Source organism: Micromonospora sp. CA-269861, assembly GCF_050948505.1.
In the GTDB taxonomy this organism is placed as follows: Bacteria; Actinomycetota; Actinomycetes; order Mycobacteriales; family Micromonosporaceae; genus Micromonospora.
This window is the reverse complement of the sequence record NZ_CP192014.1, coordinates 5,760,163-5,783,428: the sequence shown is the minus strand read 5'-3', so window position 1 is coordinate 5,783,428 and position 23,266 is coordinate 5,760,163. Positions and strand designations below refer to the sequence as shown.

The window sequence follows — 23,266 nt, the reverse complement described above, 5'->3', positions numbered from 1 at the left end:
TGCGGCGGTGCGCCCCGCTCGTGGCGATTGCCTGCCTGATCCGCGCGATGCGCGTAGCTACCAGCCCGATGCGGGCCGCGGCAGCCGCCACGCCCGTGGTGCCGGTGCCGGCACCACGGGCGTGGCAGGCTAGCGGAGGGGTGTTGCCAAACGCGCCGATGTGGGATATCCCGGCTCTGCTTTAGGCAATAGGAGCGCAATCCCCGGCGCGGTCCGTCACTGGCTGTTGCTGATCCAGCTCGTCCAGGCGCTGCAACTATCGTTACCCACCGGGGAGGGAGCGCACAATTGCCATCTGAGCTGACTTCCCTGGCCGCCATCCGACCGCACCGTTGAGTGCTCGTAGAAATCCTTGTTGCAGATCCCCCAGTTCGGGGCGTCCAGCATGTTCCAGCACTTACCGGCGCGGTAGAGCGACCAGGATCCGTTGGGGCCGCGAAGCTGGTTCTGCCAGTGCAGGTAGGGGCTGCTCCCGTTGGCTCGGGAGTCCTGCACATAGAAGACATCGCCGTATCGCCTGAAGCAGCCTGCGGCGAAGCTTGCAGAAGTGCAGGTCGAATCTTGCCCGGGAGGTCCAAAGGATTCCGCAAGGTCGGGTTCCACTGGCACGATAGGCCCTTCTGCCGCCGCAACCAATTTGTCGACAGAGGTGGCAGATGAAGCCTGGGACGGGGCAATTCCAAAGGCCAGTAAGGCAGCTCCAGCAACGGCGGCCAACCGTATCGCATTGCGTTTTAGCACAGCGTCTCCCGATTTGTTCGAGGTGGTTACCGCAGCGGATGAGCCGGAGTGGCCGGCACCCGACCATCGTGCGCTGTGGCAATTCCGCCGTGAAGGGTTCAGCCTGTTCGGGACTGTCCCGAACACTCCGCGCGGATCAGCCCGGCAAAGCCCGACGCGCGGGCGACCGCAGGCCGCGGCGTACAGACTGACCCGGCGGAGTCGGTGCGGCCACAGTCTGAGGGCCGGACAGACGACGGGGCCGGAGCATGCGCTCCGGCCCCGTCGTCGTGCGTGCGGTCGAACTACTGCTTGAGCATGTTGTCCAGCAGCAGGGCACAGCGGATCAGACCGAGGTGGCTGTACGCCTGCGGGTGGTTGCCCAGGCCGCGCTCGGCGAGCGGGTCGTACTGCTCGGGGAGCAGCCCGGTCGGGCCGGCGGTCAGCACCATCTGCGCGAACAGCTCCTCGGCGTCGGTGCGGCGACCGGTGCGCAGGTACGCCTCGATCAGCCACGCCGTGCAGATGTGGAAGCCGCCCTCACGGCCGGGCAGGCCGTCGTCCCAGTGGTAGCGGTAGACGACCGGGCCGCTGCGCAGGTCCGCCTCGATCCGCAGGACTGTGGAGAGGAAGCGCGGGTCGTCGCCCGGGAGCAGGCCGGAGAGGCCGATCCAGAGCGACGAGGCGTCCATCTCCTCGTCCCCGTACGCGACGCTGTACGCCTCGACGTCGGAGTGCCAGCCGTGCTCCAGCACGTTGGCGCCGATCCGGTCGCGCAGGTCCTTCCACTCGGGCCGGTCCTCACCGCCGTGCTCGCGCATGACGTGCAGCGCCCGGTCGACCGTCATCCAGCACATCACCTTGGAGAAGACGTGGTGCCGGGGTGGCAGCCGGGCCTCCCAGATGCCGTGGTCGGGCTCGTGCCAGCGGCGGCGGACCGCCTCGACCATGTTCTCCAGGACCCGCCACTCGTCGTCGCGGACCGAGCCACGGGCGTCGGCGACGGCCGCGATCAGGTCGGCGATCGGGCCGAAGACGTCCAGCTGCAACTGGTGGTTGGCGAGGTTACCGACCCGGACCGGCCGGGAGCCGGCGTACCCGGGCAGCGTGTCGATGACCGCCTCGGCGCCCAGCTCGTACCCGTCGATGGTGTAGAGCGGGTGCAGTCGCTCCGGGTGCCCGCCGGTGCGCTCGATGCAGCCGTCCACCCAGCGCAACAGCGCCTCGGCCTCCTCGACGGAGCCCAGGTCGACAAGTGCGCGGGCGGTCAGCGCGGCGTCGCGCAGCCAGCAGTAGCGGTAGTCCCAGTTGCGGACGCCGCCCAGCTCCTCGGGGAGCGAGGTGGTCGCCGCGGCCAGGATCGAGCCGGTGGCTTCGTGGCAGAGCCCACGCAGGGTGAGGGCGCTGCGCGCGACCAGGTCACGGGCGGTGGACGGCAGCCGCAGCGAGGCCACCCAGTCCTTCCACGGCTGCTCGGCGGCGGCCTGCCGCTCGTGGATCGGCACCCGGTGGTGCTCCAGGCTGTGCGTGCCGAAGCGCAGCTCCAACACGACCTGCCCACCGGCGGCGGAGAGGTCGACGACCGCCTTGGCGGTCTCGTACCCACCGTCGTTGCCGACCTCCCACTCCACGCCGGGGGAGTAGAGCGCGACCGGCTCGTTGGAGCCGAGCACCAGCAGACCGTCGCCGATCGGCTGCAACTGCACGGCCACCTGACCGAACTCGGGCCTCGGCGCGAACTCGACTTTGGCCTTGCCGCCGCCGGTCAGCACCCGAACCAGTGTCGAGTCGCCGGTGATGACCGCGGGGCTGTCGTCTGGTGTGGTTTCCCGGGCCGGCTTGTCCAGCCAGTCGGTGACGGTGAGCCCGGACCAGCGGGTCTCCACTGTCATCGTGCCGGAGCGGTAGCGCTGGCCCAGCGGGATGCCCCCGCGTTCCGGGGTGATGCTGAAGTGGCCGGCCGGGCTGCCGCCGACCAGGTCGGCGAAGATCGCCGCCGAGTCCGGCTTGGGGTGGCAGAGCCAGCTCACCTTGGCCTCGGGGGTGAGCAGAGCGACGGTACGACCGTTGGCCAGCATGGAGTGCCGTTCGATGGGCACCGCCCGCTCGCCGAACAGCCAGTGCCGCCGGGTCTCCAGCAGCAGCGCCAGTGCCCGTGCGGCCTCCAACGGGTCGGCCACCCGGTAGCTGGCCTGGGTGTCACCGGGGCCGATCTTGATGCCGAGGTCGGGACCGTGCAGGTTGCCGAACGCGTTCTCGTCGGTGATGTCGTCACCGATGAACAGCACCGCGCTGGCGGCGAGCTGGGTCCGGAGCTGGTCGACCGCCGTGCCCTTGTGGGTGGCCACGACGGACAGCTCGATGACCTCCTTGCCCTGGGTCACCGTGACGCCGTCGAAGCTGGCCGGGCCGTTGCGGACCGCCTCGATGGCGGCGGCGGCGATCTGCGGGTCGACGCCGCGGGTGTGCACCGCGACGCTCGCCGGCTTGCGTTCCAGCCGGATGCCCGGGTGTTGTGCGGCGATCTCGCGCAGGGCGTCCCGGACCTGGGTGCGCACGGCTACCAGTTCGGGGGAGAGCCGCTCGACGAAGCCGATGTCGAACTCGGAGCCGTGGCTGCCGACGAGGTGCACCTCGCTGGGCAGCCGCGAGAGCGCGGCCAGGTCGCGCAGCGCCCGGCCGGAGACCACCGCCACGGTGGTCTGCGGCAGCGCGGCGAGGGCGCGGACCGCGGCCACCGACTCGGGCAGCGGGACGGCCGTGCTCGGGTCCTCCACGATCGGCGCCAGCGTGCCGTCGTAGTCGCAGGCGACCAGGAGCTGGGGGACCCGGGCGATCCGGCCGATGGCGGCGCGCAACTCAGGGTCCATGACCCCGGTGGCGACTGCCGCCCCATCGTTGACGGACGTGTTCACTCGGCCTCCGCCTCGGGAACTCCGAGCTCCGAGAGGAAAGACTTGGCCCAGTGGCCCACGTCGTGGGTACGCAGGTGACGTTGCATTGTCCGCATCCGGCGGCGTGCCTCGGTTTTCTCCACGTGCACTGCCCGGAGGAGGGCGTCCTTGACCGCGTCCGGGTCGTGCGGGTTACACAAAAATGCCTGGCGAAGCTCGGTGGCGGCGCCGGCGAACTCACTGAGTACGAGCGCTCCACCCTGGTCGGCACGTGATGCTACGTATTCCTTCGCCACGAGGTTCATTCCGTCTCGGAGCGGGGTCACCATCATCACGTCGGCAGCAACGTACATCGCCGCCAGCTCACTGCGACTGTACGACTGATGGAGGTAATGGACCGCCGGCACGCCGACCCTGCCGAACTCGCCGTTGATCCGACCGACCTCGCGCTCCACCTTGACCCGTAGTGCCTGGTAGTGCTCCACGCGCTCGCGGCTGGGGGTGGCGACCTGAACCATGACCGCGTCGGGAACTGTCAACTTTCCGTCAGCCAGCAGCTCCCGGAAGGCCTTGAGCCGCAACTCGATGCCCTTGGTGTAATCCAGCCGGTCCACGCCCAGGATTATCGTCTTCGGGTCGCCCAACTCGGCGCGAATCTGCTTGGCCCGAGCCTGGATCGCCGGATCGGCGGCCATCCGCTCCATCTCCTGGGTGTCGATCGAGATGGGGAAGGCGCCCGCCTTCACCTGCCGACCGTCGACCTGGATCATCTGGCCCTCGTAGCGCAGCCCGAGCAGGTGCCGGGCCAGCCGGACGAAGTTCTGCGCGGCCAGCCGCTGCTGGAAACCGACGAGGTCGGCGCCGAGCAGACCGCGCAGGATCTCGGTGCGGAACGGCATCTGCATGAACAGCTCGATCGGCGGGAACGGGATGTGCAGGAAGAACCCGATCCGCAGGTCCGGGCGCAGCTCACGGAGCATCGCCGGCACCAACTGGAGCTGGTAGTCCTGCACCCAGACCGTCGCGCCCTCGGCGGCCACGTCGGCGGCGGCCTCCGCGAACCGGGCGTTGACCAGGCGGTACGCCTCCCGCCAGCGGCGCTTGTAGGCAGGTGTCTCCACCGCGTCGTGGTAGAGCGGCCAGATCGTCGCGTTGGACTGGCCCTCGTAGTAGCGCTCCAGCTCCTCGGCGCTGAGCGGGACCGGGTGCAGCCGGATGCCCTCCAGGTCGAACGGCTCGGGGGCCGCGCCGGTGCCACCGGCCCAGCCGACCCAGGTGCCCTTGTGTTCGGCGAGCACGGGATGCAGCGCGGTGACCAGCCCCCCAGGGCTGCGTCGCCACTGCCGGCCCTCGGGTGTGCTCACCTCGTCGACCGGCAGACGGTTCGCCACTACGACAAAGGAGCTACGGACGGTCACGATCGGCCACCTCCGGGTACTGACGGGTCCACCGCGATGAGCGTACTGAGCGTAGCTGCGGCGTCTTGTGCCCCGTGCCGGAGTCTCCTACCCGCCTCGGTCTGGCCGAATCCTAAAGGTGATCTTGTCGACAGCCGGTGGTTCCCGGCACTCTCGCGTACTCCTGAGGCGGGGTGATGTGGGCGAAGCGCGCCGTACCTGTCAGGATTGACGATGGCGTGCGTGTGGCCGGCTCCCGGCCGGCGGCGGCGGGCGGATCTGACAGCCCGCGCCGCGCCGCCGATCAGCGACAGCAACCGACGGAGGTAGCCCGCACCGTGGCCCAGTACATCTACGTCCTGGAAAAGGCGCGCAAGGCGCACGGCGACAAGGTCGTGCTCGACAACGTCACGTTGAGCTTCCTGCCGGGGGCCAAGATCGGTGTGCTCGGTCCGAACGGCGCCGGCAAGTCCAGCCTCCTCAAGATCATGGCAGGGCTGGACAAGCCGAGCAACGGCGAGGCCCGACTCATGCCCGGCTACACCGTCGGGATGCTCGCCCAGGAGCCCCCGCTCAACGAGGCCAAGACCGTGCTCGGCAACGTCGAGGAGGCGGTCGCCGAGACCAAGGCCAAGCTGGAGCGGTTCAACAAGATCGCCGAGCAGATGGCGACCGACTACTCCGACGAGCTGATGGAGGAGATGGGCAAGCTCCAGGAGGAGCTTGACCACCTCGACGCCTGGGACGTCGACTCCAAGCTCGAACTGGCCATGGACGCGCTGCGCTGCCCGCCGCCGGACGCCGACGTGACCCAGCTCTCCGGTGGTGAGCGGCGCCGTGTCGCGCTCTGCAAGCTGCTGCTGGAGGCGCCCGACCTGCTGCTGCTCGACGAGCCCACCAACCACCTGGACGCGGAGAGCGTCTCCTGGCTGGAGCAGCACCTGGCGAAGTACGCCGGCACCGTCATGGCGATCACGCACGACAGGTACTTCCTCGACAACGTGGCCGGCTGGATCCTGGAGCTGGACCGCGGCCGGGCGATCGGGTACGAGGGCAACTACTCCACCTACCTGGAGAAGAAGGCCGCCCGGCTGGCCGTCGAGGGCCGCCGCGACGCCAAGATGAAGAAGCGCCTCACCGAGGAGTTGGACTGGGTCCGCTCCAACGCCAAGGCCCGGCAGACCAAGTCCAAGGCCCGCCTGGACCGGTACGACGAGATGGCCAGCGAGGCGGAGAAGACCCGCAAACTGGACTTCGAGGAGATCCAGATCCCGCCGGGCCCCCGCCTGGGCAGCACGGTGATCGAGGCGCAGAAGCTCAGCAAGGGCTTCGGCGACCGGCTGCTGATCGACAACCTGTCGTTCTCGCTTCCGCGCAACGGCATCGTCGGCATCATCGGCCCCAACGGCGTCGGCAAGACCACGCTGTTCAAGACCATCGTCGGGCTGGAGGAGCCGACCAGCGGGTCGGTCCGGGTCGGCGAGACGGTCTCGCTGTCGTACGTCGACCAGAACCGGGAGGGCCTCAACGGCGACAAGACCGTCTGGGAGGTCGTCTCCGACGGTCTGGACTACCTGATGGTGGGCAAGGTCGAGATGCCGTCGCGGGCGTACATCGCCGCGTTCGGCTTCAAGGGCCCGGACCAGCAGAAGCCGACGAAGGTGCTCTCCGGCGGTGAGCGTAACCGGCTCAACCTGGCGCTGACCCTGAAGATCGGCGGCAACGTCATCCTGCTCGACGAGCCGACGAACGACCTGGACGTGGAGACGCTGTCCAGCCTGGAGAACGCGCTGCTGGAGTTCCCCGGCTGTGCCGTGGTCATCTCGCACGACCGGATGTTCCTGGACCGCGTCGCCACGCACATCCTGGCCTGGGAGGGCGACGACCAGGACCCGGCGAAGTGGTTCTGGTTCGAGGGCAACTTCGAGGCGTACGAGAAGAACAAGATCGACCGTCTCGGCGCCGAGGCCGCCCGGCCGCACCGGGTGACCTACCGCAAGCTGACCCGCGACTGACCGGCCGAGACGGTGTCTGACCGCTTCGTCTACCACTGCACCCTGCGCTGGTCCGACCTGGACGCGTACGGCCACGTCAACAACTCGCGCTTCCTCACCCTGTACGAGGAGGCGCGGGTCGCGTTGATGTTCGCCGGCGGCCGGGCCTGGGGAGTCGGGTCGTTCGCCGACGGCGTGGTGATCCGCCGGCACGAGGTCGACTACCTGCGCCCGGTCGACTACGCGCTCGGCCGGGCCACCGCGGAGGCGGCGCCCACCGTGCGGATCGAGCTGTGGGTGGAGGAGATCCGGGCCTCCCGGTTCACCGTCGCCTACGAGCTGTACGACGGCGAGGTGCTGGCCAGTCGTGCCCGCTCGGTGCTGGTGCCGTTCGACCTGACCCGGCAGGTGCCCCGGCGGATCACCACCGAGGAACGGGACTTCCTGCTCACGTACGCGCCGCAGGGCGGTGTGGGGTGACCCGGCCGGGCACCGCTGAGCCGGGCCGGGTCGCGGGGTCGGCGTCCACGCATGGTGTCGCCGGGGTGGCGGACGCGGGCGCCTTCCTGGCCCGGCTGGTCCGGTTGGATCCGGTCGCGCCGGTCCGGCTGCGGCCGGCCGGCGCACCCGGCCGGGTCGCCCTGTGGGCCCGGCTGCCGTGGCAGGTTCTGGTGGTCCGGACGGTTGCCGGTGGGCCGGCCGACGGTGTCGCCGAGGACGTCACGGTGGCAGCCGCGGAGCTGCTCGCCGAGTTGGAGCGGGGCGGCACGGCCCGGCCGACCCGCCGGGACGCCCAGTGGCGGTGGCCGCTGCCGCCGACGCGGAGCCGCCAGGTGGAGGCGCTGCCCGCTGCCGAGGTGCGACGGATCGCGGACGCGGCGGCCGGCACCCTGCGGACGGCGAGCGAGGAGGGTGTCGCCGGCCGTGCCGTGGGCCAGCGGGCCCTGCGTGACGCGTTGCTCGACCACGTGGCGGTGCTGATCACCCCGGACGGGACGCCCGCCGCGCCGGTCGAGGTGCCGCAGCGGCTGGTGCAGGGAGTGGTCCGGATGGGCTTCCTCGGCACCGCCGACGGCTCGGCGGCCGGCGAGGGAGCGAACACCGTTCAGGTGCGGGTGGCGGGTCGTTGGGTCGGTCTGGTGGGACCGCACGGAGCGGCGTGGTTGCAGAAGGCCACGGATCTTGCCGTGACACCCCTCACTGCTCGTCCGAACGGATGACCCCGGGTCATTCTTCTGGTCAGGGGCGGTCGTTGGGGGGGTGCTTCAACCCGGCTGTCCGGGTACCGTCCATCCTCGGATCCAACGCACCGTAGGCGAGTGGATCCGCTGGGGAGTGAGGTGCGCGAGCGATGCCGTGGTGGTCATGGCGCCCCGGTCCCGCCGACGGCGGCGATCCGGAAACCCGAAGCGGGATCACAGTCGATAGCGCGGTCCGGATCGGGCCGCCCAGCCCTCGCCAGCCGGGGGATGACTGCCCGTCCAACGAGCGGCCCGTGCTGACCGAGATGCCCGCCACCGTCGAGCCGGTGAGTCTGCGCCGGGTCTGTGACGCACTCGATCTGCTCGACGTGCGCTACCTGGCCGATGGCGACGGCAACCTGCTGGCGATGTGGGAGCGGCACGCTGTGCTGGTCACCCTCGAAGGCCCGGAAGACGAGATCCTGGTCATGCGGGCACGTCCGCACGCCACGGTCCCGCCGGACTGGGCCGACCGGGCGTACCGGGTGGTCAACGAGTGGAACCACACCCGCCGGTTCTGCAAGGCGTACATCGGTGACCCGACCGAACGCGGTCAACTGCCGATCTACGCCGAGCTTCAGGTGCCGCTCGGCGCCGGCACCCACGACGCGCTCCTGGTCGAGATGCTCGACTGCGGCGCGGCGGTCGCGACCAGCTTCGTGGACTGGCTGCACGACGAGGGCGCCCTGCTCTGACGCCGTTTCCGGTCGGGCGGGTCAGCCGGCGTTGGCCGGGTCGTCCTCGGCGTTGACCATGAAGTACGCGGCCCGCTCCAGGTAGTCCCAGAGGGTGACGGCGATCTCCGGCTCAAGGTCGAGCCGGTCCACGGCGCGGCGCATGTTCCGCAGCCAGGCGTCCCGTTCGGCAGCGCCGATCCGGAACGGCGCGTGCCGCATCCGCAGCCGCGGGTGCCCACGCTGGGCGGAGTACGTGTTCGGCCCGCCCCAGTACTGCATCAGGAAGAGGGTCATCCGGTCCGCGGCCGGGCCCAGGTCCTCCTCCGGGTACATGGGCCGCAGCAGGGGATCGGTGGCGACGCCGGCGTAGAACTCGTCGACCAGCTTGCGGAAGGTGGGTTCGCCGCCGACCGCTTCGAAGAGGGTCATCGACGCACCGGGACGGTCGGATTCGCCTGCGGAAGTCACAGTTCCATCCTGCCAGGTGCGCCCGGTGACCACCCGACCCGCACGGCGTGCGTCGGATCACGCCGGTTCGACGTCCCCGAATGCCGGGCACCCGGCCCGCTCGGGTCGGCGTCCGGCCGACGGGTCAGGTGACCGCGTGCCGGCGGTGGCCGTTACCGGCATGCGGGTCGGACGTGCCTCCCACAGTGCCGTCGCTGGCCGGCCCGTCCGGTCCGGAGGGCGGCGGATCGGCGTTGGCCACCGAGGCGGCAGTGATCGCGTCGTCCACCGTCTGCCGGTCCGGCCAACTCAGCGCGGCCACCGTCATCAGCACCACCCCGGCCGCGCTCCACACCCCGACCACGATCGGGATGGGGAACCGCTCGGCGAGCACCCCGGTGACCAGCACCGCGAGACCCTGGATGACCTGCACACCGGTAGCCATCACACCGAAGGCGCGGGCCCGGAACCCGTTCGGCAGCGCCTGGACGAACAACCCGTTCGCCATCGGCAGCATGCCGGCCACCGCGAACCCGCAGAGCGCGGCGAGCAGCGCGACCACCAGCGGCGGGGGGTCGAACAGCACCGGCACGAGCACCAGTGGGGCGAGCACCGCGAGCGGTCGCATCAGCTTCAGCCGGCGAGCCGGCCCGAACAGGCGACTCACCAGCAACCCGCCGAGAATGAAGCCGACCGGGTTGGCCACCATGATCGCCGCTTGTGCGGTGCCCGCGCTCACGGCCCCGCGGCCCTCCTCGTTGGCCCAGGCCGCGGCCAGCCCCTCGGGGACGATCGAGAAGAGCATCGCGCTGAACACCAGCACCGCGATGGCCCGCAGCACCGGCGTACGGAACACGATGCCGAACCCCTGGCGAGTCTCCCGCAGCAGGTGGCTGCGGTGCGCCGGGTTCATCACCGCCGGACGGTTGCGCACACCGAGGCGGACCAGCAGGGCCGAGAGACCGAACGTGGCCGCGTTGAACAGCAGCGCCACCTCCGGGTCGATCGCAGCGACAGCGGCGCCGAAGACGTACCCCACGACCTGGGCGGCCTGCCCGACGCTGCTGTTCAGCGACAGCCCCACCACCAGCCGGTCCCCGGTGAGCAACTGCGGAATCAGCGCGGACTTCGCCGCCTGGCTCGGTGGGTTGGCCAACGTGGCGGCGAAGATGAGCACCAGCACCGCCTGGTAGGGCAGGCCGGGAATGGCGATGAGCAGCATCAGCGCCATGCGGATGAGGTCACACGCCACCATCACCCGTCGGTACGCGTACCGCTCCGCGAGTGCGGCGAGCACGGGACCGCCGAGCAGCCAGGGCAGGAAGCTGACCGCGAAGGCAGCCGCGGACAGCGCGACGGACTCGGTCTGCTGATAGACGAGCAGGGTGACGGCGGCCTTCGCGACGTAGTCGCCGACCCAGGAGAGCGCGCCGGCCACGAACACAGCCCGGAACTCGTGCTGGGCGAACACTTCGCGAAATGTGGCGGGGCCTTCCGCGGAAGGTCGCTCGTCAGGCACCGTCGCCTCCATCGGCCCCGGCTCGGCCGCTCGTGGCAGCACGGCCGGAAGCTCTCGTCAGATCTACGGATCAGCGAGGATGTGATCACGCTTTGGTGGGAACGCGTGCTCCGGATTCTGCCCGATCGTCTGACAACTAGCTAGGTCGAACGGGTCGTTCGTCGCCTCCCCGACTGAACGAACGGACGATACCCGAGGGGCCGGCCGGATCGCGACCCCTGAATTACAGGACAGCGTCGCGAAGTCAGGTGGCGCCGCCCTGACCTGTCTCACCCTCGGGCAACGGCCGGGTCGACAGACCGGGATAGATGCGGGCGGCCGCGATCTGCGCGGTGATCCCCGAATTCTCCAGCGCCTCCGCCAGACGCCGACGCAGCTCCCGGCCCACCGCGAACTGCCCGTCCGCGGTCGTCTTCACCACGGTGCGGATGACCGCGCCGTCCACAGTCACCTGCTCGACACCCAGCACCTCGGGCGCCTCCACGATCTCCGGCGACAGCTCTGGATCCATGGCAACCGAGGCGGCCGCGGTCCGTAGAACCGCCGTCGCCTCCTCGGTGCTGTTGAAGCCGATCGGCAGGTCGACCACCACGAGGGCCCAGCCCTGGCTCTTGTTGCCCACCCGGATGATCTCGCCGTTGCGGATGTACCAGAGCACGCCGCGGCCGTCGCGCACTGTGGTGACCCGCAGGCCGACCGCCTCGACCACGCCCATCGCCTCGCCCAGGTCGACATTGTCGCCCACGCCGTACTGGTCCTCGATCAGCATGAAGAGGCCGGCGATCAGGTCCTTCACCAGGCTCTGCGCACCGAAGCCCAGCGCGACACCGGCGATCCCCGCACTTGCCAGCAGCGGAGCCAGGTCGAAGCTGAACTCGCGCAGGATCATCAGCAGCGCGATGCCGAAGACGAACGCGGTGGTCAGGCTGCGCAGCACCGACCCGATCGCCTCGGCCCGCTGCCGCCGCCGCTCGGGTACGAACTCGGCCGGGTCGACCGCGGCGGTGGGCACCCGCTCGCGCAGCGGCCGCAGCATCGTCGGCACCGCACCGTCGGTGGTCGTGCGGACCAGCCGGTTGATCGTCCGGTGCAGCGCCCAGCGGGCCACCATCGCCAGTGCCACGATCAGCAGCACCCGGAGCGGTTTGAGCAGGATCCAGTAACTTCCCTCGGCGAACCAGGCCGACCTGGTGATGTCGTAGATCCACTCGCAGGAGGTGCTGCCCTGGCAGTTCACCGATTCGGTGTTGGACAGGGCTAGGGGCGTCACGCTGGCGGCACTCACCATGTCTTCGTACCGTAAGGAGCCCGAGGGCCCGCCGCCGACCCACCGGCCGGGTGACCGGGCAGCGCGGCGCGCCGGTGGCGCACGGTGGCAGCGGACAGCTTGTCAATCATGCCCGTGACCATAGGAGCCGAGGGCGAGCGCGGGGGCGTTGCGCTCAGCGGTTCGGTTGGATGCTGGCGAGCAGTTCGGTGATCCTCGTCCTGATGTCGTCGCGCACCTGGCGGACGACGTCGAGGGGTTGACCGGCAGGGTCGGTGAGCTTCCAGTCCTCGTAGCGTTTGCCGGGGAAGACGGGGCAGGCGTCGCCGCAGCCCATGGTGATGATGACGTCGCTGCCCTGGGCGGCGTCCCAGGTGAGCCGGGCCGGGGTCTGTCCGGTGATGTCGATGCCGACTTCGCGCATGGCGTCGACGGCGACGGGGTTGATCTGGTCGGCGGGTTCGCTGCCGGCGGAGCGAACCTCGATGGTGTCGCCGGCGAGGTGTCGGAGCCAGCCGGCGGCCATCTGGGAGCGCCCGGCGTTGTGGACGCAGACGAAGAGGACGCTGGGCCTGTCGGTCATCGGGCTTCTGTCTCCTGGGCGAGGTGGGGCACGACCACGGCGTCGGCGGAGTCCTCGGCGTCGGGGTACCAGGCGGCGAGGGCGGCGACGGCGACCAGGCCGCCGACGAGCTGGGCGCCGACGAAGCCGGGCAGGGACGTGGGGGCGATTCCGGCGAAGGTGTCGGTGAGTGCGCGGCCGATGGTGACGGCGGGGTTCGCGAATGAGGTGGACGAGGTGAACCAGTAGGCGGCACCGATGTAGGCACCCACGGCGGCCGGAGCGGCAGTGCCGCGGCCGGTGCGGGCGAGGGCGAAGATCAGGACGATCAGGCCGGCGGTGGCGATGATCTCGGCCAGCCACAGGTTCGCGCCGATGCGGTCGGTGCTTGACCACGTGGCGGCTGGTAGGTCGAACATCAGGTTGGCCAGAACGGTCCCGGTCAGCGCGCCGCAGACCTGGGCGGCGACGTAGGCGGCGAGATCACCGGCGGTCAGGCCGCTGCCGGTGTGACGGCCGAGCCACCAGTCGACGACGGAGACGATCGGGTTGAAGTGCGCGCCCGACACCGGCCCGAAGGTCAGGATCAACGCGCCCAGCGCCAAGGCGGTGGCGATCGCGTTCTCCAGGAGTTGGAGCCCGACGTCGGTGGGTGAGAGCCGGGCGGCGGCGATCCCGGAACCGACGACAGCGGCGACGAGCAGAGCCGTACCGACGAACTCCGCCGACGCGCGACGGGCCAGCAGGCTCACGCGGTGGCCTCCGCGGAGGTGGCGGGGAGGTCCAGAAGCGCGCGGAGTTGCCGGAACGCATCCGGGCGGACCCGGTACCAGACCCAGGTGCCGCGTCGCTCGGACTCGACAAGGCCCGCCTCCCGCAAGACCTTCAGGTGATGGGAGATGGTCGGCCCGGACAGTTCGAACGCGGGGGTCAGATCGCAGACGCACATCTCCGGCACCGAGGCGATCATCGACATCAGCCGTAGCCGGACCGGGTCGCCCAGGGCCTTGAACATCGGTGCGACCACCGCTGCCTGGTTGTTGTCCATCGGACGAACCGCGATCGGCGCGCAACAGGCAACCGCGTCCAGGTTCACCACCGCCAGGGCTTGTTTCGACATTCCTCTAGGTTGACAGATTTCAAAACAGGGCGCAACGTGGGTCCTGTTTCGAAAAGCATCAAGACAAGCATCCGCCAGACCTGGAAGGAGAGTCATGTCCCGCGTACAGCTCGCCCTGCGTGTGTCCGACCTCGAAGGCTCCGTCGCCTTCTACTCCAAGCTGTTCGGTGTCGAGCCCGCCAAGCGCCGACCCGGCTACGCCAACTTCGCCGTCGAGAACCCGCCGCTGAAGCTCGTCCTGCTCGAAGGCGAGCCCGACCAGCCCACCGTGATGGACCACCTGGGCGTCGAAGTGTTCAGCACCGACGACGTCAACGCGGCCACCCGGCGCCTCACCGACTCCGGTCTGATCACCCTGGAGGAGAACAGCACCGAGTGCTGCTACGCCCTCCAGGACAAGGTGTGGGTGCGCGGCCCTGGTGACGAGCCCTGGGAGGTCTACACCGTCAAGGCCGACTCGGACCAGTTGGAGAAGGCCGCCGAAGGCGCCTGTTGCACACCCGCCGCCGAGAAGGAGCCGGCCACCGCCGGGGCCGCCGGTAGCTGCTGCTAGACGTCAGAACGCTGCCCCCGCTTCTCGATCCGGAGGGCGGGGGCGGCGGCGGTTCTCCCGGGCCGGGCCAGCGATCCGCCCGGTTGTGGATGATCCTCATACCCCATGCGGGATTAGTACGTGCAATCCGGGGTCCGATCAGGGACTATTGGCGCAACGGACGTCGGTGATCGGCCCGGCGTCGACCGTGTGGGCCGTTGTGCCCGGCCCCGGTCGGCGGCGGTCCCCAGCAGCCGCTGAACCGGGAGGGTGAGCGCGATGCCTGACATACGACCCACGGTGGGCTCCGGCGCGTTGGTCCTCAACGCCACCTACGAGCCGCTGTGTGTCGTGTCGGTGCGTCGCGCCGCGATCCTCGTCCTCTCCGCGAAGGCGGTCTGCGTCGCTGATGGTGACGGCATCCTGCACAGCGCCCGGGACGCGCTCCCGGTGCCGTCAGTGGTCCGGCTGACCCGCTTCGTCCGGGTGCCGTACCGAACGCATGTCGGGCTGTCCCGGCGGGCGATCTTCGCCCGGGACGGGTGGCGGTGCGCCTACTGCCGGGGTCCGGCCGAGACCATCGACCACGTCTTTCCGCGCAGCCGGGGTGGCCGGCACGCCTGGGAGAACGTGGTCGCCGCGTGCGCACGGTGCAACCACACCAAGGGTGACAAGACCCCTGCCGAGATGGGGTGGCGGTTACACGCGTTGCCGGCCGCACCGAAGGGCACCGCCTGGCGGGTGCTCGGGCACCGCGCCCCCGACCCCCGCTGGGCCGACTGGCTGGATCTGCGGGAGCCGGAGGCGGCCGCCTGATTCCGCAGGGCGTGCTCAGGCTTGGGCTGCCCGGCGCGCTGCGCGTTCGTGGCGGTCGACCGCTCGGCGGTACGCGATCGCGAGTAGCCGGTCGATCTCGGGCAGCAACTGCGGACCGGGCATGACGATGCTCGCGAAGCCGTATTGCGCGTAGCCCGGGTGCGGCACGAGAGTGTCCAGTCGGGCGAAGTCGAACTCGTGCCGGTGCTGCTCGAATGCCTTGGGCGGGAAGCCGAACAGCCGCTCGAACTCGGCCCGGCCCAGGTCCAGGTTGAGGCGGAAGACACCGGGGCGGTCCAGCTGTGCGGCCTCGTCGAAGCCGGGCACGTCGTGCTCGACGATTGTGGCGAACGGCTGGCGGCGGTCCGGGCCGACGAGGAAGAACCTGTCGCCCCAGGCCGCCTCGGGTGATCCGTCCTCCTCGCTCGCCACGACCTGCTCGACGCCGGGCAGCGCGACGATCCGATCGGCGAGCATCGCCGCGTCGACGCCGGTCGGGACGTGCAGGAGCACGTCGGCGTGTTCGATGGTGGCCCGGTCCAGCGGGAAGTAGCGGTAGTCGTGCGTCCGCTGCTCGGCCGCTCCGACGTCCGACGCCGGCAGGTAGCGAGGAGTGCTGGCCTCCTGCTGAAGTCCGCCCTCGTAGGTGGCGGGGTCCGGCGGTCCGATGCCGAGCGCCGGGCTCGCGCCGAGGCTGCCGGCGATCACCGCGTACCGGTCGCCCAGCAGCGCCGCGACGATCGCTCCGGCGCCGGCCCAGGCCACTTGCACGTCGGCAAGCGTCATCGTGCTCTGGTGGCGCTGGAGGTGGGTGTTGTGCGCGAAGACCAGCGTGGGCCCGCGGTGTGCCTCGGCCGATCGGATCGCGAGCAGGTTCTCGGCCATCAGCGCGTCCCGGACGGCAGCCAGGTGGGCGAAGCGTTCCTCCTGGGCCAGCGGCGCGGCGGCCGCGGCGTGGTACCGCAGCAACGCGACCGCGGCGGTGGCGTGCACGAATGCCGCCGGCCAGCCCACTGACCTCTGCGGCGCCCGCAGGTACAACTCGGTCAGCAGGTCGTCGGCGAGCACCCGCAGTCGCTGGGCGTCGGTCGAGCGCCCGACTGACCGGCCCGGTTCCCAGATCGCGGCCGTGTCGCTCCACAGCGCCTCGTCGCCGACCAGGTCGTCGATCTCGGCGGACCGGTCCAGACCGAGGAAGAGGCAGACCTGGTTGAGGTGGTGGCGCGGACTCGGGGCGTTCTCCAACTCCACCGGCGCGTCGAAGCCGTGGAACGTCAGTCGCTCGGCCGCCGGCCGTCCGGCGTTCCACTCCCGCATCCGCAGCAGGAGGTCGCGGTTGGCCGGGGCCGCGCCGAAGTCGTGGCTGAACCCTTCGGCGAGCGCACGGTCGAGCGTCACGGCGGCGACGCCCTGCACGAACTCGTTGGCGATCAGCCCGGCCGCCCGGTCGCTCTCCACGGCGATCGAGCGGTAGCCGTGCTCCGCCAGCGACAGGAAGGCCTCGTTGCGGAGCTGAGGGAAGGCGGACTCACCATGCGTCGGTTCGCCGAGCGCGAGCAGGTCGGGGGATACCGCCAGCAGGTCGAGAAAAGGTGGCATTCCATGAACCGTATCGTTGAACCAGCGTTTGAGACTCACGAGCGGTGGAGCACGGTGACGGCCACAAAACCTTCAAACCCAGGGTTACGCCGACCGGTCGACCTCGCGCGCGCCCACGGTCTCTCCGCACAGGCCGTCCGTAACTACGAACGAGACGGCGTCCTGCCGCCGGCGCAGCGCACCAGTAACGGCTACCGGCGCTTCACCGAACTGCACGTCAAGGCGCTGAGTGCCTACCTCGCGTTGATCCCGGGTCACGGCTATGCGGCCAGCGGCGAGATCATGCGCGCCGTCAACCGGGGTGGGGTCGACGCCGCGTTGCGCACCATCGACCAGGGCCATGCCCAGCTCCAGCGCGATCGGGAGACCCTGGACGCGGTCGAGACGGCGGTGGCGACGCTCACCGGAACGGGACCGCAACCGCAGAGCCGGAGAGCTGTGCCGGTCAGCGTGCTGGCGCACCGGCTCGGTGTGCAGCCGGCCACGCTGCGCAAGTGGGAGCGGGCCGGGGTGTTGCAGCCGGTCCGTGACCCGGTGACCCACTACCGGCTCTACCGTCCCGACGACGTCCGCGACGCCGAACTCGCCCACCTGTTGCGGCGCGGCGGGTACCGCCTCGACCACATCGCCGACGTGCTGCGTCGAGTGCGCGACGCGGGCGGCGCCGAACCACTCGCCGCCTCGCTGCGTCAGTGGCGGCAACGGCTCACCGAGCGAGGCCGGGCCATGCTCACCGCTGCCGCCCGGCTCGCCGAGTACGTCGACGCCTGTCAGCCACCGGAACGCGCCTTGACCAGCGACGCGAAGACCACGACGTTGTCCGCGTAGCCGGTCTCGCCACCGACCCACTGGCCGCCACAGGTGATCAGTCGGAGGCTCGGGCGGCTGAAGTCGCCGTACACCTCGTCGACCGGCAGTCGGCCCTTGTCGAACTTCTCCACCGAGTTCACCTCGAAGACCGCCACGCGCTGGTCGGTGCGGGTGACCTCGATCTCGTCACCGGAGCGCAGCTCGCGGAGTTTGTGGAAGACCGCCGGCCCACTGGTGGTGTCGACGTGCCCGACGATCACGGCCGGACCGTACTGGCCCGGGGTGGGCCCCTGGTCGTACCAGCCGGCCTCCTGGGCGCGGGCCGCGTCCGGCACGGCGATCGTGCCGTCCGGGGCGATGCCCACGTCGTGTACGGGAGCCTGCACGTCGATCTTGTCGATGGCGAGGCCGGTCGGATGGCTGGCCGGGAGCACCGGGAACTTCTTCGGCGGCGGTCGCAGGCCGGCGCTGAGCCGGTCCGGCAGCAGGCTCATTCCGGTCACCTGCTCGACGCCGAGCATCGCCACGATCAGCACCATCAGCGCGGCGATGGCCAGCACCGGCAACCCGGGGCTCGTACCGAAACGGTGTCGGGCCAACGGCGGCCCGGCCGGACGCCTCGGCGGCAGCGGGCGGGCGGCCGGATCGGTGGTGGTGACGCTGGCCGACACCGCCTGCCCGGCGACCCGGCGCAGCCGCCCGGACACGCGGGCCACCAGCCGGCCGGACGCACGCAGCGCCGGCCCGGCCCGGAGGCGGGCGCGGCGATCTGGCCGCGCACGCGCGGATCTGCGGGTCATTGGTGATCCGGCTCAGGAGCCGGCTCCCGGTCGACGTCGGCCGCCGGCCATCCCGAGCACGATCGCGGTGGCCACCAACGCCACGCCGCCGAGCACCAGCAGCGAGCCGGTGCCGCGACCGCCGGCCATCCCGCCGCCACCGGTCGCCGGGCCCTTGCTGGGTGAGGCCATGTTCAGCACTGTCACCGTGGTCGACGACGTCTGACCGTTGTCGCAGCGCAGGTCGACCGGGTAGTCACCGGCCGGCTTGTCACGCGGAATGGTGGCCTGCGCGGTCAGGAAGCCCCTGTCCGGTTTGAGCTGCACGTGCCCGAACGCGTCGGAGTGCACGCTGGACTGCCGGTTGTTGTTGTCGTTGTCGCAGCTCGCCTTGATGCTGACCCGGCTGCCGGCCTGGGCGCTGTTCGGAGTCACCTCGACGAAGACGTTCTCGCCGGCTCGCGCCGGTGCGACAGACAACAGGACGAACGCCCCGACCAGCCCCACCAGTGTCAGTGCGGACGAGAGCGCGCGGTTGATCGTGCGGATTCCCTGCATGATTTCCCCCCAACCGGCGACGACCGCCGGAACCCTCCCCTGGGCACGCCCGCTGCTTTCCCGCTGCCCCAGAGGCAAACCCGCCCCCCACCCCACCCCCACCCCAGAAAACGCAAGATCGCGGGAGGGAGGGGAGAGCGGGGTCAACGCGGGCGGGGGGTGGGGTTGGGGGCGGGGAGGGGGGTGATGGGCTGCCAGTTCAGCGGGGAGGAGAGGACCATCGTGCTCGACGGTTGGCCGTACGGGGCGAGGCGGTCGATGACCCCCTCGAACGCGCCGATCGAGCCGGCCGCCACCTTCAGGACGCTGCACGCGTCCCCGGTGATCCGGTGGATCTCCAGGATCTCCGGCCAGCCGGCCACCGCCGGGTCGTGCAGGATGCAGCGCGCGCCGTAGCAGGACATCCGGATGAGCGCGACCACGGTACGGCCGGCGCGGGTCAGGTCGACCTGGGCGTGGTAGCCGGTGATGACCCCGGTCTCCTCCAGTCGGCGGACCCGCTCCGCGACGGACGGTGGTGACAGGTGCACCCGCCGGGACAACTCGCTGAAGGAGAGCCGCGCGTCGGCCTGCAACTCGCGCAGCAGCGCCCAGTCCATGTCGTCCACGCTCAGACCTTACTTTCGTGAACCGACTTCGCCTAGTTGCCTTTGGTTTGCCAGGAGAAGGCGGCGAGAGCCGTTGATTCGGCATTCCGTAGGCCGATCCGACCGCGAGATCATGGCCTCGGCTAGTCCGGCGGAGGAGACGAGATGGTGGATCAGACGGAGCGGCGGGCGCCGAACCGCCACGCCACGGTGCAACCGGTGACCCCGGGGCAGCGTGCCGCGCAGGCGGCGCGCACCGGTGGCGAGCCGACGTTGGAGTTCGCCGACATGGTGCCGTACGACGCGTACGTGCAGGCCAGCGCCCTGCACAAGATGCAGCACCCGCTCAGCAGCGACCCGGGCGAGATGTCCTTCCTGATGGTCAGTCAGATCATGGAGCTGTACTTCGGGCTGACCTGCCACGAGCTGCGGGAGACCCAGCGGCTGATCCGCGCCGACCAGATCTGGGAGGCGCTGGCCCCGCTGGGCCGAGCCAAGCTGCACCTGGAGGGGCTCAACGCCGCCTGGCAGGGCCTGCGCTGGATGAGCCCGGCCGACTTCAACAGGTTCCGCAATCTGCTCGGCGAGGCGTCCGGCTTCCAGTCGGCCATGTACCGGCAGTTGGAGTTCCTGCTCGGGCTGCGTGACCCGACGCTGATCCGCCCGTTCCGCCGGCAGACCGAGGTGTACGCCGCGCTGACCGCCGGGCTGGCCACCCCGAGTCTCTGGGACGACGTGCTCGCCCTGCTCGCCCGTCGCGGCTTCGACCTCCCCGCCGACCTGCTGGAGCGGGACGTGGCGGTCGAGCACGACCCGCAGCCGTCGGTCGAGGCGGCCTGGGTACGGATCTACGATGACGCCGGCCCGGACAACCACCTGCGGCTGCTCGGCGAGGCGCTGAGCGCTGTCGCCGAGGAGTTCGGCGACTGGCGCTGGAACCACGTCAAGGCGGTGCAGCGGACGATGGGTGCCAAAGTCGGCAGCGGAGGCTCCGCCGGCCTGGCGTGGTTGCAGCGCAGCATGGCCCGGGTGGTCTTCCCGGAGCTGTGGTCGGCCCGCACCGCGATGTGACCGGAGAGCGAGAAGAAGCAATGACGACCCCAGAAGCTGAGCTGCCGGGCTTCGCTGCTGGCGAAGCGCAAGCGCATCGCCGCGACGAGGCCGACCCGGGCCACCGGCACCTGTTCCACGTGCCGCCGGCCGACGGCGGCGACCACCCCGAGTCGGCGTACCTGGCCGGCAACTCGCTCGGCCTGCAACCACGGGCCACCCGCGACGAACTCCTGGCCGACCTGGACGCGTGGGGGCGGCTCGGCGTGGAGGGGCATCTGGAGGCGGAGCGCGCCTGGCTGCCGTACCACGAGTTGTTGACCGGGCCGGCCGCGCGACTCGTCGGCGCCCGGCCCGCGGAGGCCGTGGTGATGAACTCGCTCACTGTCAACCTGCACCTGCTGATGGTGAGTTTCTACCGACCGGCCGGGGCGCGCACCCGCATCGTCATCGAGGACGCCGCGTTCCCCTCGGACAGCTACGCCGTGCGCAGCCAGGCCCGGTTCCACGGCCTGGACCCGGACGACACTGTGGTCCGGCTGCGTCCGCGCGCGGGTGAGGACGCCCTGCGCACCGAGGATGTGACCGACTACCTGGCGGCCGAGGGCGACAAGGTTGCCCTGCTGCTGCTCGGCGGGGTCAACTACCTCACCGGCGAACTGCTGGACATCCCGGCGATCACGGCTGCCGGCCGGGCCGCCGGCGCGGTGGTCGGTTGGGACCTGGCCCACGCGGTCGGCAACGTGCCGCTCGCCCTGCACGACTGGGACGTCGACTTCGCCGCGTGGTGCTCCTACAAGTACCTGAACTCCGGCCCGGGTGCCCTGGCCGGAGTCTTCGTGCACGAGCGGCACCTCGGCGACGCGGACCTGCCCCGCTTCGAGGGGTGGTGGAGCACCGCGGCGGCCACCCGGTTCGAGATGACGCCGGTGTCCCGGCCACCGGCCACTGTGGAGGCCTGGCAGATCTCCAACCCGCCGATCTTCGCGATGGGTCCGGTGCGTACCTCGCTGGAGCTGTTCGACGCGGTGGGGATGACCGCACTGCGCGCGCGTAGCCAGCGCCTCACCGGCTGGCTGGAGTCGCTGTTCGACGAGGTGACGGCCGGTCGGCCGCTGCGGGTGGTCACCCCGCGCGACCCGGCCCGCCGGGGCTGCCAGCTCTCCGTGCGCATCGGGTCCGGCAGCGCCGCCGAGCTGACCAAACGCCTCCGGTACGAACACGGGGTCATCGCCGACGCCCGTGAACCGGACGTCGTCCGGTTCGCCCCGGTGCCGCTGTACTCCACGTACCTCGACTGCTGGCGGGCCGCGGCGGCGCTCGCCGCGACGGTGGGGGCGACCGCATGACCGCTCGGCGCGACGAGATCGCGATCATCGGTGCCGGGCTGGCCGGCTGTCTGGCGGCCTGCTTCCTGGCCCGGCGTGGCTACCCGGTGGCCCTCTACGAGCGCCGCTCCGACCCGCGTGCCGGCACCGCCGAGCGCGGTCGCTCGATCAACCTGGCGCTCTCCGAGCGCGGCCTGGACGCGCTGCGCCGGATCGGGCTGGACGAGCAGGTGATGACCGACGCGCTGCCGATGCGCGGCCGGATGATCCACCCGGTCGAGGGCGAGCAGCAGTTCCAGTCGTACAGCGCGGCAGGTGACCGGGCGATCAACTCGATCAGCCGGGGTGCCCTGAACAACGCCCTGCTGGACGAGGCCGCCGCGCTGCCCGGGGTGCGGGTCGTCTTCGACCACCGGCTGGTCGGGCTCGACCCGACCGACGGCGCCCTGAGCTTCGAGACCCCGCAGGGCCCGGTCGCGGCGAAGGCGTCGGTAGTGCTCGGCGCCGACGGTGCCGGCTCCGCGGTGCGCGGGCAACTGCTGGCGTACGGACTGCTGGACGAGAGCGTGGACTTCCTCGACTACGGCTACAAGGAGCTGACGATTCCGCCGCTGGGCGGGGACTTCGCCCTGGACCCGGACGCGCTGCACATCTGGCCACGCGGCACCTCGATGATGATCGCCTTGCCGAACCCGGACCGCTCCTTCACCTGCACGCTGTTCTGGCCCAACGACGGTGCCGGCAGCTTCGCCTCGCTGACCAGCCCGGCGGAGATCGAGCGGCACTTCAGCGAGCACTACCCGGACGTGGTGCCGCTGGCCCCGAACCTGGTCGACGACTACCAGCACAACCCGGTGGGCGTGCTCGGCACCGTGCGCTGCACTCCCTGGCAGGTCAACGGGAAGGTCGGCCTGCTCGGCGACGCGGCCCACGCCATCGTGCCGTTCTACGGCCAGGGCGCCAACTGCGCCTTCGAGGACGTGGTGGAGCTGGACCGCTGCCTGGACGAGTGCGCCGACGACTGGTTGGCGGCGCTGCCGCTGTTCCAGCGGCGCCGACAGGAGAACGCCGAGGCCATCGCGACGATGGCGCTCACCAACTTCGTCGAGATGCGGGACAAGGTCGCCTCCCCGGTCTTCCAGACCCGGCGGCGGGTGGAGCACGCACTGGAACGGGCACTGCCCGGCCGGTACGTTTCCCAGTACGAGCTGGTGTCGTTCTCCACCACCCCGTACGCGGAGGTTCGCCGCCGGGTGCGCCGACAGCACCGGGTGCTCGGGGCGGTCGTCGGCGGGGCCGCGCTGCTGCTGGTCGGCGCGATCGGCGCGGCACTGAGCCGAGGGGGGCGGGCATGACCGGCAACTGGGAT

Annotated in this window: 22 protein-coding genes; 10 read left to right on the top strand and 12 right to left on the bottom strand. The window is 70.7% G+C overall.

The annotated features are described in order from the left end of the window. Window positions 1-1,025: 1,025 nt before the first annotated feature. Both otsB and ACQP0U_RS26440 read right to left on the bottom strand, forming a co-directional pair. Entirely contained in the window at window positions 1,026-3,590 is a 2,565-nt protein-coding gene (gene otsB, locus ACQP0U_RS26445; RefSeq protein WP_433321161.1) for a trehalose-phosphatase, read from the bottom strand. 41 nt (window positions 3,591-3,631) lie between these two features. Continuing rightward, window positions 3,632-5,032 carry an alpha,alpha-trehalose-phosphate synthase (UDP-forming) gene (locus ACQP0U_RS26440; protein WP_030333449.1) on the bottom strand — a complete coding sequence of 467 codons (1,401 nt, stop codon included), beginning with the start codon at window positions 5,030-5,032 and terminating at the stop codon, window positions 3,632-3,634. Between the two features lie 317 nt (window positions 5,033-5,349). Here ACQP0U_RS26440 and ettA point away from each other — a divergent pair, with 317 nt between their 5' ends. The 4 genes from ettA to ACQP0U_RS26420 all read left to right on the top strand — a co-directional run bounded on the left by ettA (window position 5,350) and on the right by ACQP0U_RS26420 (window position 8,941). Further along, window positions 5,350-7,026 (top strand): energy-dependent translational throttle protein EttA, encoded by a 1,677-nt coding sequence (gene ettA / locus ACQP0U_RS26435; RefSeq protein WP_433312102.1) that lies wholly within the window; start codon window positions 5,350-5,352, stop codon window positions 7,024-7,026. 12 nt (window positions 7,027-7,038) lie between these two features. Beyond that, complete coding sequence (locus tag ACQP0U_RS26430) at window positions 7,039-7,485, top strand: acyl-CoA thioesterase (RefSeq protein WP_357366480.1); 447 nt, start codon at window positions 7,039-7,041, stop codon at window positions 7,483-7,485. Next, window positions 7,482-8,225 (top strand): hypothetical protein, encoded by a 744-nt coding sequence (locus ACQP0U_RS26425; RefSeq protein ID WP_433312100.1) that lies wholly within the window; start codon window positions 7,482-7,484, stop codon window positions 8,223-8,225. Before ACQP0U_RS26430 ends, ACQP0U_RS26425 begins: the two co-directional genes overlap by 4 nt. Window positions 8,226-8,356: 131 nt before the next feature. Further along, entirely contained in the window at window positions 8,357-8,941 is a 585-nt protein-coding gene (locus ACQP0U_RS26420; RefSeq protein WP_030333460.1) for a YbjN domain-containing protein, read from the top strand. Window positions 8,942-8,962: 21 nt separating this feature from the next. On the opposite strand, the gene ACQP0U_RS26415 is transcribed toward ACQP0U_RS26420, so the two are convergent. From ACQP0U_RS26415 to ACQP0U_RS26390, 6 genes are all read right to left on the bottom strand, one after another. Next, window positions 8,963-9,391, bottom strand: coding sequence for a globin (locus ACQP0U_RS26415; protein WP_433312097.1), 429 nt, complete (start codon window positions 9,389-9,391; stop codon window positions 8,963-8,965). Between the two features lie 124 nt (window positions 9,392-9,515). Next, window positions 9,516-10,901 carry an MFS transporter gene (locus tag ACQP0U_RS26410; protein ID WP_433321158.1) on the bottom strand — a complete coding sequence of 462 codons (1,386 nt, stop codon included), beginning with the start codon at window positions 10,899-10,901 and terminating at the stop codon, window positions 9,516-9,518. 232 nt (window positions 10,902-11,133) lie between these two features. Next, window positions 11,134-12,177: a mechanosensitive ion channel family protein gene (locus ACQP0U_RS26405; protein ID WP_433312094.1), complete on the bottom strand. Its 1,044-nt coding sequence runs from the start codon at window positions 12,175-12,177 to the stop codon at window positions 11,134-11,136. A 154-nt stretch (window positions 12,178-12,331) separates the two neighbouring features. Further along, window positions 12,332-12,739 (bottom strand): arsenate reductase ArsC, encoded by a 408-nt coding sequence (locus tag ACQP0U_RS26400; protein ID WP_433312091.1) that lies wholly within the window; start codon window positions 12,737-12,739, stop codon window positions 12,332-12,334. Next, window positions 12,736-13,470, bottom strand: coding sequence for an aquaporin (locus ACQP0U_RS26395; protein WP_433312089.1), 735 nt, complete (start codon window positions 13,468-13,470; stop codon window positions 12,736-12,738). The genes ACQP0U_RS26400 and ACQP0U_RS26395 overlap by 4 nt, the downstream gene beginning before the upstream one ends. Then, entirely contained in the window at window positions 13,467-13,838 is a 372-nt protein-coding gene (locus ACQP0U_RS26390; RefSeq protein ID WP_433312086.1) for an ArsR/SmtB family transcription factor, read from the bottom strand. Before ACQP0U_RS26390 ends, ACQP0U_RS26395 begins: the two co-directional genes overlap by 4 nt. 94 nt (window positions 13,839-13,932) lie before the next feature. Between ACQP0U_RS26390 and ACQP0U_RS26385 the strand changes: the two genes are divergently transcribed. Both ACQP0U_RS26385 and ACQP0U_RS26380 read left to right on the top strand, forming a co-directional pair. Continuing rightward, window positions 13,933-14,391, top strand: coding sequence for an ArsI/CadI family heavy metal resistance metalloenzyme (locus ACQP0U_RS26385; RefSeq protein WP_433312083.1), 459 nt, complete (start codon window positions 13,933-13,935; stop codon window positions 14,389-14,391). 258 nt (window positions 14,392-14,649) lie between these two features. Beyond that, the gene (locus ACQP0U_RS26380; protein WP_030333470.1) at window positions 14,650-15,186 is read left to right on the top strand and encodes an HNH endonuclease; all 537 of its coding nucleotides are present in this window, start codon (window positions 14,650-14,652) and stop codon (window positions 15,184-15,186) included. 15 nt (window positions 15,187-15,201) lie between these two features. Here ACQP0U_RS26380 and ACQP0U_RS26375 read toward each other — a convergent pair whose 3' ends face one another. After that, window positions 15,202-16,785 carry a DUF6194 family protein gene (locus ACQP0U_RS26375; RefSeq protein WP_433312080.1) on the bottom strand — a complete coding sequence of 528 codons (1,584 nt, stop codon included), beginning with the start codon at window positions 16,783-16,785 and terminating at the stop codon, window positions 15,202-15,204. Between the two features lie 3 nt (window positions 16,786-16,788). Between ACQP0U_RS26375 and ACQP0U_RS26370 the strand changes: the two genes are divergently transcribed. Continuing rightward, window positions 16,789-17,613 (top strand): MerR family transcriptional regulator, encoded by an 825-nt coding sequence (locus ACQP0U_RS26370; protein ID WP_433312077.1) that lies wholly within the window; start codon window positions 16,789-16,791, stop codon window positions 17,611-17,613. On the opposite strand, the gene ACQP0U_RS26365 is transcribed toward ACQP0U_RS26370, so the two are convergent. The 3 genes from ACQP0U_RS26365 to ACQP0U_RS26355 all read right to left on the bottom strand — a co-directional run bounded on the left by ACQP0U_RS26365 (window position 17,556) and on the right by ACQP0U_RS26355 (window position 19,540). Further along, complete coding sequence (locus tag ACQP0U_RS26365; RefSeq protein WP_433321155.1) at window positions 17,556-18,332, bottom strand: class F sortase; 777 nt, start codon at window positions 18,330-18,332, stop codon at window positions 17,556-17,558. The two genes, ACQP0U_RS26370 and ACQP0U_RS26365, sit on opposite strands and share 58 nt — an antisense overlap. A 75-nt stretch (window positions 18,333-18,407) precedes the next feature. Continuing rightward, window positions 18,408-18,932: a hypothetical protein gene (locus ACQP0U_RS26360; protein WP_433312075.1), complete on the bottom strand. Its 525-nt coding sequence runs from the start codon at window positions 18,930-18,932 to the stop codon at window positions 18,408-18,410. A 143-nt stretch (window positions 18,933-19,075) separates the two neighbouring features. Next, the gene (locus ACQP0U_RS26355; RefSeq protein ID WP_433312073.1) at window positions 19,076-19,540 is read right to left on the bottom strand and encodes an Lrp/AsnC family transcriptional regulator; all 465 of its coding nucleotides are present in this window, start codon (window positions 19,538-19,540) and stop codon (window positions 19,076-19,078) included. Between the two features lie 147 nt (window positions 19,541-19,687). On the opposite strand from ACQP0U_RS26355, the gene ACQP0U_RS26350 reads away from it, so the two are divergent. From ACQP0U_RS26350 to ACQP0U_RS26340, 3 genes are read left to right on the top strand one after another with little or no spacing between them, the layout of a single operon-like run. Further along, on the top strand, window positions 19,688-20,590 hold the full coding sequence (locus tag ACQP0U_RS26350) for a tryptophan 2,3-dioxygenase (protein WP_433321152.1): 903 nt from the start codon (window positions 19,688-19,690) through the stop codon (window positions 20,588-20,590). 20 nt (window positions 20,591-20,610) lie between these two features. Beyond that, window positions 20,611-21,918 carry a kynureninase gene (gene kynU, locus ACQP0U_RS26345; protein WP_433312070.1) on the top strand — a complete coding sequence of 436 codons (1,308 nt, stop codon included), beginning with the start codon at window positions 20,611-20,613 and terminating at the stop codon, window positions 21,916-21,918. Next, window positions 21,915-23,252, top strand: a complete 1,338-nt coding sequence (locus ACQP0U_RS26340) for an FAD-dependent oxidoreductase (protein ID WP_433312067.1) — start codon at window positions 21,915-21,917, stop codon at window positions 23,250-23,252. Before kynU ends, ACQP0U_RS26340 begins: the two co-directional genes overlap by 4 nt. The last annotated feature ends 14 nt before the right edge of the window (window positions 23,253-23,266 follow it).

What these genes read in the sequence shown, in the direction of transcription:
- otsB (WP_433321161.1), bottom strand. Translation starts at nt 3,590, where the DNA reads ATGGACCCTGAGTTGCGCGCCGCCATCGGCCGGATCGCCCGGGTCCCC.
- ACQP0U_RS26420 (WP_030333460.1), top strand. Translation starts at nt 8,357, where the DNA reads ATGCCGTGGTGGTCATGGCGCCCCGGTCCCGCCGACGGCGGCGATCCG.
- ACQP0U_RS26410 (WP_433321158.1), bottom strand. Translation starts at nt 10,901, where the DNA reads ATGGAGGCGACGGTGCCTGACGAGCGACCTTCCGCGGAAGGCCCCGCC.
- ACQP0U_RS26405 (WP_433312094.1), bottom strand. Translation starts at nt 12,177, where the DNA reads ATGGTGAGTGCCGCCAGCGTGACGCCCCTAGCCCTGTCCAACACCGAA.
- ACQP0U_RS26400 (WP_433312091.1), bottom strand. Translation starts at nt 12,739, where the DNA reads ATGACCGACAGGCCCAGCGTCCTCTTCGTCTGCGTCCACAACGCCGGG.
- ACQP0U_RS26390 (WP_433312086.1), bottom strand. Translation starts at nt 13,838, where the DNA reads ATGTCGAAACAAGCCCTGGCGGTGGTGAACCTGGACGCGGTTGCCTGT.
- ACQP0U_RS26385 (WP_433312083.1), top strand. Translation starts at nt 13,933, where the DNA reads ATGTCCCGCGTACAGCTCGCCCTGCGTGTGTCCGACCTCGAAGGCTCC.
- ACQP0U_RS26380 (WP_030333470.1), top strand. Translation starts at nt 14,650, where the DNA reads ATGCCTGACATACGACCCACGGTGGGCTCCGGCGCGTTGGTCCTCAAC.
- ACQP0U_RS26375 (WP_433312080.1), bottom strand. Translation starts at nt 16,785, where the DNA reads ATGCCACCTTTTCTCGACCTGCTGGCGGTATCCCCCGACCTGCTCGCG.
- ACQP0U_RS26370 (WP_433312077.1), top strand. Translation starts at nt 16,789, where the DNA reads ATGAACCGTATCGTTGAACCAGCGTTTGAGACTCACGAGCGGTGGAGC.
- ACQP0U_RS26360 (WP_433312075.1), bottom strand. Translation starts at nt 18,932, where the DNA reads ATGCAGGGAATCCGCACGATCAACCGCGCGCTCTCGTCCGCACTGACA.
- kynU (WP_433312070.1), top strand. Translation starts at nt 20,611, where the DNA reads ATGACGACCCCAGAAGCTGAGCTGCCGGGCTTCGCTGCTGGCGAAGCG.
- ACQP0U_RS26340 (WP_433312067.1), top strand. Translation starts at nt 21,915, where the DNA reads ATGACCGCTCGGCGCGACGAGATCGCGATCATCGGTGCCGGGCTGGCC.